Here is a 1,185-nt window from a genome sequence, read left to right as displayed (position 1 = left end):
CGCCTGGGCCCTAGGGGGTTTCGGAGCCGGTGTTGCAGGGCTTGCACCCGCCTTGCAGCAACGTCTCGTCCTCCTCGCCGAGGGGCTCGATCAGCCCGGACATCGCGCCACGGCCCTGAGGGGCCTCGGATCAGGTGCGGCGGGGTTTGCGCCGGCCCTGCAGCAGCGTCTCGTCGTTCTTGCCGAGGGACTTGACGGATCCTGGCATCGCGCTACAGCGCTGAAGGGTCTCGGAGCGGCCGCGGCAGGGCTTACGCCCGCCCTGCAGCAGCGTCTCATCCTCCTCGCCGAGGGACTTGACCACCCCATGCATCGCGCTACGGCACTGGGTGGATTGGGAAAGGGTGTGGCAGGGCTTGCGCCCGCCTTGCAGCGGCGTCTCGTCGTTCTCGCCGAGGGACTTGCCCAGCCGGAATATCGGGCTCGCGCCTTGGCAGCGCTATTGCCTTAGTGTGCGCATTTCGCAAAAGACCCATGGGCTGGATGACGGCTGGCGCTTTTGCAGGATGAGGTCGTCTCAACTCCTCCAGAAAAGCGACCCATGCATATGACGACACGAACCCGCACAACCGACCGCCATCCGCACCGATCTAGGCGCAATTTTCGTTTCGATAGAACTCAGTCGATCGAGCTGGCTTATGACGTCATTGTCGCCGGGGAACGACGAGAAGATGTCGAAGCATTCCGTGCCGGCTGGGAGACCTGGCCGCGATGAGCAACCTGACACTTCAATGCCCATGTGAGCCGGACAGGGGTGGAATTACCGAAACACATACCTTGGGCGGTAGGAGGATCCGAAGAAAGGTTCCGGCCTACGGACCGTGTTCGACGATCTGTGGAATGAGCTGACACTGATCGCAGGTTGAAGGTCTCCCAGCAACAAGGGCGCGAAACGAACTGTCCAGCGGTGGCAGGTCCTGTGACCAAAACGCCGTGTTCGGCCAATAGTCAAGATAGATCATGGCAGGCCCGGATTTTGGGCCAGGAACCAGCGCACGCAAAACAGCATCACAGATTGGTCGAACTGGCGGCCTTTGAGCTTCGCAATCCTCCGAAATGATCGAACATTGCCATCCGCGAACAACGACAAATCCCTGAGGAGCGCTGACATGCGAATTTGGAATAGCCGCCTTGACGGCTTTTCGACGTTAAACCGGCTTCTCGTTGACGGGCTCACGGAGAGCC

Annotated in this window: 1 protein-coding gene and 1 pseudogene; one reads left to right on the top strand and one right to left on the bottom strand. The window is 60.8% G+C overall.

From position 1 onward, the window contains the following. Nucleotides 1–451, top strand: a 451-nt coding sequence (locus tag EOA60_RS33880; RefSeq protein ID WP_206628384.1) for a hypothetical protein, incomplete at its 5' end; no start/stop codon positions are given. Nucleotides 452–958: 507 nt separating this feature from the next. On the opposite strand, the pseudogene EOA60_RS38470 reads toward EOA60_RS33880, so the two are convergent. Beyond that, nucleotides 959–1,185: pseudogene (locus EOA60_RS38470) on the bottom strand (hypothetical protein); the annotation flags it as partial.

The sequence above is a fragment of the Mesorhizobium sp. M1A.F.Ca.IN.020.06.1.1 genome (assembly GCF_004023265.1).
Classification (GTDB): domain Bacteria; phylum Pseudomonadota; class Alphaproteobacteria; order Rhizobiales; family Rhizobiaceae; genus Mesorhizobium.
Note: the sequence above shows the minus strand (reverse complement) of the source record. Positions and strands in the feature narration are given on the sequence as shown.